Annotated in this window: 1 protein-coding gene and 1 pseudogene; both read right to left on the reverse strand. The window is 73.6% G+C overall.

The window, feature by feature from the left end; translation table 11 throughout:
- Nucleotides 1-421 (reverse strand): annotated as a pseudogene (locus AC27IO_RS24410) (ABC transporter permease); the annotation flags it as partial.
- Nucleotides 418-1,247, reverse strand: an 830-nt coding sequence (locus tag AC27IO_RS24415; protein WP_487116590.1) for an ABC transporter ATP-binding protein, incomplete at its 5' end; no start/stop codon positions are given. The gene AC27IO_RS24415 and the pseudogene AC27IO_RS24410, both read right to left, overlap by 4 nt.

The following is a 1,247-nucleotide window of genomic DNA, read 5'->3' on the forward strand; positions in this document are numbered from 1 at the left end:
CCAGCAGCGGCAGCACCCCGGCGGCGAAGGTCGCCATCAGCGCCACGCGCGGCAGCACCCGCGCGGCGATCCAGCCGGCGCTGCGCGCGAACCACAGGCCATAGGCGTCCACCGGCCGCAGCCGGTCGTACGCCACCGCGCCCGTGCGCACGGCCTGCGCCACCTCCGGGTCGCCCGACCACGGCAGCAGCGCCAGCAGCCCCTGGGCCAGCCAGGTGTAGGTGATGGCCTGCTGCAGCGGCATGGGCGCGCCCGAGGCGCCAGCGCCCCCGTAGAACGCGGCCAATACCATCACCTTGATACCGCCCCACCAGCACTGGGTGCCGAAGCCGGCGAGCGCCGCCGTGCGGTACTGCAGCATCTGCAGGAAGCGCGAGACGAACGCGGCGGTGTAGGGCCGCAGCGCCAGCGGCGGCCTCATGCCTCGGCCGCGCCGTGCAGCGCGTAGAAGCGGGCGATGACCTCCTCGATCGCCAGGCCCTCCAGACGAATGTCCTGCACGGCGTGTGCGGCCACCAGCTGCGCGATGAGCGCGGGCGCCGTGGTGACGGCCGGATCGAACCCCAGCACCAGCGTGCGGCCCTCGCGCGCATGGACCGACACGCCGGGCTGCGGCGCCAGCACGGGCGCGTCGTGCCCGAAATCGACCACCAGGCGCCGCTCGGCCATCACCTGGGCGCGCAGGGCCTCGACCGGGCTGTCGGCCAGCACGCGGCCATGGCCGATCACGATCACGCGCTCGGCCAGCGCCTCGATGTCGTGCATGTCGTGGGTGGTGAGCAGCACGGTGGTGCCGCGCTCGCGGTTGGCGCGGCGCACGAAGTCCCGCACCGCGAGCTTGGACGGCGCATCCAGGCCGATGGTCGGCTCGTCCAGGAACAGGATGTCGGGCTCGTGCAGCAGCGCCGCCGCGATCTCGGCGCGCATGCGCTGGCCCAGCGAGAGCTGGCGCACGGGCTGGGCCAGCACGCCTTCCAGCGACAGCAGCGCGACCAACTCGTCGCGTGCGCGGCGGTAGCGCTGCTCGTCCACGCGGTAGATGTCGCGCAGAAGGTCGAACCCCTCGCCCACCGGCAGGTCCCACCACAGCTGGGTGCGCTGGCCGAACACCACGCCGATGCGGGCGACGTGGCGCTCGCGGTCATCGCTGGGGTGGCGGCCGTCGATCTCCACGCGCCCGCCGTCGGGCCGCAGGATGCCGGACAGGATCTTGATGGTGGTCGATTTGCCCGCGCCGTTCGGCCCGA

The sequence above is a fragment of the Acidovorax sp. KNOB132 genome, from assembly GCF_057541515.1.